Origin of the sequence: Marivita sp. (genome assembly GCF_051859345.1) — a bacterium.
GTDB lineage: Bacteria > Pseudomonadota > Alphaproteobacteria > Rhodobacterales > Rhodobacteraceae > Marivita.
On the sequence record NZ_JBHYFV010000069.1, the window covers coordinates 1 to 7,308 of the forward strand.

5 protein-coding genes are annotated in these 7,308 nt (G+C 59.1%); 4 read left to right on the top strand and 1 reads right to left on the bottom strand.

All coding sequences use genetic code 11. The features are described from left to right. Window positions 1-207: hypothetical protein (locus ACTIEN_RS21420; RefSeq protein WP_439525180.1), on the bottom strand; the 207-nt coding region annotated here is incomplete at its 3' end. Window positions 208-577: 370 nt separating this feature from the next. Here ACTIEN_RS21420 and ACTIEN_RS21425 point away from each other — a divergent pair. The 4 genes from ACTIEN_RS21425 to ACTIEN_RS21440 all read left to right on the top strand — a co-directional run. Next, the gene (locus ACTIEN_RS21425; protein ID WP_439525181.1) at window positions 578-1,486 is read left to right on the top strand and encodes a WYL domain-containing protein; all 909 of its coding nucleotides are present in this window, start codon (window positions 578-580) and stop codon (window positions 1,484-1,486) included. An 11-nt stretch (window positions 1,487-1,497) separates the two neighbouring features. Next, window positions 1,498-4,503, top strand: a complete 3,006-nt coding sequence (locus ACTIEN_RS21430; RefSeq protein WP_439525182.1) for a BPTD_3080 family restriction endonuclease — start codon at window positions 1,498-1,500, stop codon at window positions 4,501-4,503. Then, window positions 4,500-5,390, top strand: a complete 891-nt coding sequence (locus ACTIEN_RS21435; RefSeq protein WP_439525183.1) for a hypothetical protein — start codon at window positions 4,500-4,502, stop codon at window positions 5,388-5,390. The genes ACTIEN_RS21430 and ACTIEN_RS21435 overlap by 4 nt, the downstream gene beginning before the upstream one ends. After that, on the top strand, window positions 5,387-7,308 hold a 1,922-nt coding region (locus ACTIEN_RS21440), incomplete at its 3' end, for a site-specific DNA-methyltransferase (RefSeq protein ID WP_439525184.1). The genes ACTIEN_RS21435 and ACTIEN_RS21440, both read left to right, overlap by 4 nt.

Genomic DNA, 7,308 nt, shown 5'->3' on the forward strand with positions numbered 1-7,308 from the left:
GAACGCCGCTGCTTGTCGGACTTCAATGATTTTCGTGACTTCCCTGCCATATTCCAGACCTTCCAGATATCTTTCTGGATAATCCTGCACCTGCGTGAAAAGCCAAAATGGAAAATCTGGCGGATCAGTACTGACTGCCGGAAGCGGTAAGCACTGAACGCCCCACACGCTCAGTACTGACCGCCACCCCCAATCAGTACTGATCACCCCGCCAATTTCCCCGCTCAACCCGGTAGCGAACCGTTGATCCCTCTGCTATTCCATAGAAAAACCGACAGGACAGGCCCGCATGATCCCGACCAAGCCGATATCAACAAAGCTGTGTCGTCGGCCTGCGACACGCCCGCGCCGTGGTCGACCCGAGCACCTACAAGAGTGACATCGTGACAATGCGGTTCCTGAAATGCCTGTCTGATGTCAGGAAATACCATCTCGTTTGCGCCCCGGGGCTTGGGCCGGTTGTCGGTCTTGAACTTACTTTGACTGTCTCTGCAACCTGAGCGCTGCGCCGAAATCATTTATTGCGAGGGACTATTTTATAGGTCTATAGTGCAAGGGAGGTCATGAAGGTAATCGGATGGCGGGCAGGAAAGCGAAGGAGCTGAACTGGAGTGCGTCGAGACGCAATGCGTTCATCGAGTTTCGGGTGTTCTGGTATGGCCGGATAAACCGTGCTGATCTGATGGACACTTTCGGCATTTCGCTTCAGCAGGCGTCGCTGGATCTGACGCGCTATTCGGAACGCTGGAAGCGGAACCTCGCCTATGACAAGCGCCAGCGCGCCTATGTCCGCGGCAAGGCATTCAAGCCGCGCTTCATGACGCCCAGTGCTGAGGAGTATTTCGCGCAACTGCGCGCAGTTGACCAGGGCCTGATCCCGCGTGATCAGAGCTGGATCAGCATGTTTCCCGGTGTCGCTGCAACGCCAACGCCCGCACGCGGCGTTGCGGCTGAGACGCTTCGCGATGTCCTGGCCGCGATCCACGCGCCAGCGGCGCTCGAGATAACCTATCAGTCCATGTCCCGCCCAGAGCCCACAGCGCGCTGGATCGAGCCGCATGCCCTGGCGTTTGACGGGTTTCGCTGGCATGCACGCGCGTTCTGCCAGAACGATCAGGTCTTCAAGGATTTCCTGCTCTCGCGGATTGTCGAAATCGGCGCACAGGGCCCCATCACGGCTGATGCGCAGGCGGATGCTGACTGGCACAGCGAGGTTGTGCTTGAAATTGGCCCGCATCCTGATCTTTCCCCAACGCAACGCCGCGCAATCGAGATGGATTACGGGATGGAAGAGGGCAGGGCGCAGATCCCGGTGCGCCGGGCGCTTCTCTTCTATGCACTCAAGCGACTTGGCCTCGACACGGATCCGTCGGCGCGGCGGCCGCAGGATCAGCAGATTGTTTTACTCAACTCGTCAGAATCTCTGGATCGGCCGCCCGGAGCCGACACCAAGCGTGCTGAGCCCAGCGCAACTCAGACGTCATAAAAGGCTACTCAATGTCATTTTTCGAAAAGCCCATTCTGAACTCCCCTTACATGATGCCCACCCGCCATTGGGAGCTGGATGATGAAGGGCGGCCGACAGACCGGGTGATTCAAAGCAGGCGGCGCTCTGAGCTGATTTCGGCCATGCCGCAGGCCAAGAGCAAGAAATCGGGCGGCACGCAATCTGAGATGGAGCTGAGTGCAAAAGGGCTTGAGGGGCTGGGCGTTGAGTTCAATGTCACCGAGTTCGTCAATGAAATCCGGCGTGAAGTTGATGTCTGGCGCTTGCTGCCGAATCCCAGCCAATGGCAGGTTTCGCCTGTCACGCAGCGATTGCTGACACATTGGCGTGCTTTGCAGCGCGATGAGAGCCAGACAATCCGACCGTTTTTCTGCCAGTTGGAAGCCGTCGAGATCGCGATCTGGCTTGCTGAAGTCGCACCCAAGCTTGCGCGGGGCAAGCGGTTTCGGGAACGGTTGGAAGCTGCCAATGCCAGCGCGAACCCGGATCTGTTCCGTATCGCCCTGAAGCTCGCGACGGGCGCAGGTAAAACCACAGTCATGGCCATGCTGATTGCATGGCAGGTGCTGAACTCCGTGCGCGCGTCAAACTCGAAGAATTTCACGCGCGGCTTCCTGATCGTCACGCCGGGCATCACGATCAAGGATCGCCTGCGTGTTCTGCTGCCGAATGATGCCGACAATTACTATCGCCGCCTGAGCCTTGTGCCGGGCGATCTGATGCAGGATATGCAGCGCGCCAAGATTGTCCTGACAAATTACCACGCGTTCAAGCTGCGCGAGAAAACCCAGATCGCCAAGGGCACGCGCGCGGCACTTGAGGGTCACGGCGAGTCGGTGGTGACGCTGGAGACCGAAGGGCAGATGATCCAGCGGGTGATGTCCGAGCTGTCGGGCTTGGGCAAGATCGTCGTCATCAATGATGAGGCGCATCATTGCTATCGCGAAAAGCCTGACGCCGAGGCCGAGAAGCTGACCGGTGACGAGCGAAAAGAAGCCGAAGAAAACCGCGAGGCTGCGCGGCTTTGGATCTCGGGGATTGAAGCAGCGAAGCGGCGTCTGGGGCTGCTGGCCGTCTATGACCTCTCGGCCACGCCATTCTTCCTTGCCGGATCGGGTTGGCCGGAAGGGGTGCTGTTTCCGTGGGTGGTTTCTGACTTCTCGCTGATGGACGCAATTGAATGTGGCATCGTTAAACTGCCGCGTGTGCCTGTGGCGGACAATCTGCCGGGTCAGCCGGAACCGCTCTACCGTAACCTGTGGAAGGCCATAGGGAAGAAGATGCCCAAGAAGACCAAGGGCGCCCTTCCTGATCCGCAGAAGCTTCCGATGGAGCTGAAAACGGCCATCGATGCGCTCTACGGTCATTATGAAAAGACGTTTGATCTGTGGCAGAAGGAACAGGTGGGCATTCCGCCGGTCTTCATCGTCGTGTGCAACAACACCACCAATTCGGAATTGCTGCGCGACTATATCGCCGGGTATGAGCGAGAGGATGCGGAAGGCAATCTTGAAACGGTCCACGGCAAATGCGGGCTCTTCTCGAATTTCTCGACCGATGGGGAGCGCTTGCCGCGCCCGCGCACGGTCCTGATCGACAGTGCCACGCTGGAAGCCGGCGGCGATATCGACAAATCCTTCCGCGATGCCCATGCGGCGGAGATCGAAGCATTCCGCCGCGAACAGGCCGAACGTGGCATGGCCAGCGACATCACCGACGCAGATGTGCTGCGCGAGGTGATGAACACAGTGGGCAAGCGGGGCCGCCTTGGCGAACAAGTGCGCTGCGTGGTCTCGGTCTCGATGCTGACCGAAGGCTGGGATGCCAACAATGTCACCCATATCCTCGGTCTGCGGGCCTTCGGCACCAAGCTGATCTGCGAACAGGTGATTGGCCGCGCCCTGCGTCGCCTGTCCTATGACGTGGATGATGACGGCCTCTTCCGCACCGAATATGCCGACATCATGGGGATCGACGGGCTGAACTTCTCGGATGGCCCGCGCGTCGCCCCACCGCAGCCGCCGCGTGACATTATCAGCGTCCGCGCTGTCACCCCCGAACGCGATGCGCTGGAAATCACATTCCCACGCGTTCAGGGCTATACTGCCGATCTGCCGCCTGATCGGTTGGACGCGGATTTCTCCGGTCTGGAGCCTTACGTGCTGACCCCGGAAAAGGTGGCGGCTACAGTGGTCACAATGCAAGGCATTGTCGGCGCGTCGGAAGTCCTGACGCTCGATTACCTCAAGGCGCAGCGCAACTCGACCATTGCCGCCAATATCGCCAAACACATGATCTTCGAGAAGCTGCGCGACGCCAATGAAGCCCCCCGGATGCACCTATTCCCTGCCGCCAAACGCATCGTCAACCAGTGGCTGAACGAGGGGCATCTGGTCACCAAGGGCGGCACCATGCCGGCGCAGCTGCTATATCGCGAACTGGCGGATGAGGTCTGCGATATCATCTTCGGTGCGCTGATCGACAAGCCCGGCGGCGAACGCATCCTGCGGGCCGTGCTGGATCCTTACAACCCCATCGGCACCACCCGCGATGTGAATTTCAACACCTCGAAGGCCACCCGCTATCACCCGCGCCCGGACAAATCCCATATCAACTGGATCATCACCGACAGCGATTGGGAGGACAAACTGGCCGCCGCGATCGAGGAACACCCCCGCGTCGCGGCCTATGCCAAGAACCACAATCTGGGCTTTGAAATCCCCTATCTGGTCGAAGGGGCCCCGCGCGCCTACAGGCCCGATTTCCTGATCCGGCTGAACACGCCTGAACTCACCACCCTGATCGTCGAGGTCAAGGGCTACCGCGGTCATGACGCCATGCTCAAGGCAGATACTACGCGCAACAAATGGGTGCCGGCGATCAACCGGCTGGGGCGCTATGGGCGCTGGGGCTTTGCGGAACTGCGCTCTGTGCATGACTTCGGGCCGGAACTGGATGCCGCGATTGCCGCCACGATGCAGGGGGAACCGGCATGACCGACATCCGTTTTGACCGCTTGATTGACCTACCGCTGCGCGACGCATGGCGGCATGAAGCCTCGGACTTCACGCCCTGGCTCGCCGGGAACATCGTCCATCTGTCAGACGCCATCGGCATCCCGCTGGAACTGACCGGCACCGAAGTGGCAGTCGAAAGCTTCAGCGCCGATATCCTTGCGCGCAACCCGATGGATGACAGCGTCGTTCTGATCGAGAACCAGTTGGAGACCACCGACCACACCCATCTGGGCCAGATCATGACCTATCTGGCGGGGCTGGAGGCGCAAACGGTTATCTGGATCGCGCCGCAATTCCGCGAGCCGCACTTGTCGGCCATCCGATGGTTGAACCAGCACACTGCCGACGGGTTTTCCTTCTTCGCCGTCAAGGCGCGCGTTGTGCGTATTGGCGACAGCCCCTTCGCGCCCATCTTCGAGGTAGTCGAAAAACCCAACGACTGGAATAGGGCGCTGAGACCAGTGGCAGAGCGAGGCTCATTGCAGGCCAATAGGCAACAGTTCTTCGAACTCCTGAACCGTAAACTAGAGAAACTCCCACTCGAAAAAGTCGGGCAATATCTTATCCGCTACCTAGAGCCCGATAGCGAATACAATCCCTTGTTTGTTAGTGTCCATGCAACGCGCAACCGATGTGGGTGCGACATAAGATCGGTCAATGACGCAGTTGGGCAGGACTTGTCCGACGAGATAACACTTCACGCACCATGGCTTGTTGATCGGTTTGGAGACCTCCGCGCAAGACAGGATGGTGGTGCCGTGTCAGTGAGCAAATCGTTCAGCCTAACGGACCACGAGACGTGGAACGATGCTACGGATTGGCTTTCAAAACAAATCATTGCCCGACTGGAAGAACCGAAAACATGACCGACCGCAAAACCCCCATCGACCCCATCACCCACCCCGACAAGCGCGCGAATATTCCCACGCCCGAACTCGCGCCGATGATGGACCCGGATGACGCCAAGCCCATCAAGGCCGCCTACGCCCTGCGCAACCCCGATCTGGAGCCGCAAATCATCTGGCGGGGCAAGGATATTGATCAGGCCGCTGTCACCGCCGATGCGCCGCCCATCTATCTGCAGGAACAGGTCCACCCCAAGGCCATTATCGAAGACCTGCGCGCGGGGGGCAAACGCAATGGCGAAGGGGCAGGGGCCAGCCTGTTTGACCATTTCGGCATCACGGATGAGGACCGAGAGGCCGAGGTGGAGTTCTACCGCCATTCCACCCGCTGGTCGAACCGGATGATCCTAGGCGACGGGTTGCAGGTGATGGCGAGCCTCGCCGAGCGTGAGGGGCTGAAGGGGCAGGTGCAGGCGATCTATATCGACCCGCCTTACGGGATCAAATTCAACTCCAACTTCCAGTGGTCCACCACCTCGCGCGATGTGAAGGATGGCAATCTCGATCACCTGACGCGCGAACCCGAGCAGGTGAAGGCGTTTCGCGACACATGGCGCGATGGCATCCATTCCTATCTGCAATATCTGCGCGACCGTCTGGTCGTGGCGCGGGAATTACTGACCGAGTCAGGGTCGTGCTTTGTTCAGATCGGGGATGAGAATGTCCACCGCGTGCGCGCGCTGATGGATGAGGTGTTCGGGGAGGAGAATTTTGTAAGTCAGATTTCTGTGAGGAAAACAACGAGTGCCACAGCCGAATTTTTGGCTGGGACAATGGATTTTGTTGTTTGGTTCGCGAAAGATCGGGGCAAATTAAAGTTCCGGCAGCCATTGAAAGAAAAAGAAGCCGGCTCGGCCGGAGCAATGGCTTACAATCGAGTTCAAACTTTCGACGGGGCGCATATTACCACTTTGAAGAAGGGGGAGACTTGGAGCGAAGGCGATGGACATCTTGTTGCCTCAGACAATTTAACCTCTCAGTCTGGGGGCGAAACAACACGCTTTGTAAACAAATTTCAGGGACTTGATTACCCGATTAAAAAAGGCGGTTGGAAAACAAATGCGCTAGGTATGTCTCGATTACAAAAGGCTAGCAGACTCACGCCGGGTGGGATCGCGATGCGTTACGTTCGGCGTATCGACGATTATTCGGTGATCGCAATAGGTGACTTGTGGGAAGACATGCCCACGGGGAGTTTTACCGAGGATAAACTCTACGTTGTTCAATCAGCACAAAAGCTGATAGCCCGCTGCCTCCTCATGACCACCGATCCCGGCGATCTGGTGCTCGACCCCACCTGCGGCTCTGGCACCACCGCTTATGTCGCCGAACAATGGGGCCGCCGCTGGATCACGATTGACACATCCCGCGTGGCCCTCGCCCTGGCCCGCGCCCGGATCATGGGCGCGAAATACCCGTGGTATATCCTCGCCGACAGCCCCGAGGGGCAGCGCAAAGAGGCCGAGGTCACACGCTCCAGCCCCGCCACCACCCCGACCTATAACGACATCCGCCACGGTTTCGTCTATGACCGCGTGCCTCACATCACCCTGAAATCCATCGCCAACAACACCGAAATCGACACGATCTGGGACAACCTGCAACCGGCAGTCGAGGACGCCCGCGCCGCCCTCAACACAGCTCTTGCAGGCCATGCCACTCCGTTCGAGGTGCAAACCGGCGGCCGCAAGGGCGAAAAGATCGACTTCACCGCAACGGGGCAGGTCACGCTGCCCTCTGGCGAGTCTGCCCCCGCAGGCGGTTTCATGGAATGGGAAATCCCCCGCGACGCGCCAGACGGCTGGCCCCAAGCCGCCAAGGACGCGCTGGCGCAATTCTGGGACGCCCGCATCGCCCGCCAACGCGAAATCGATGCCTC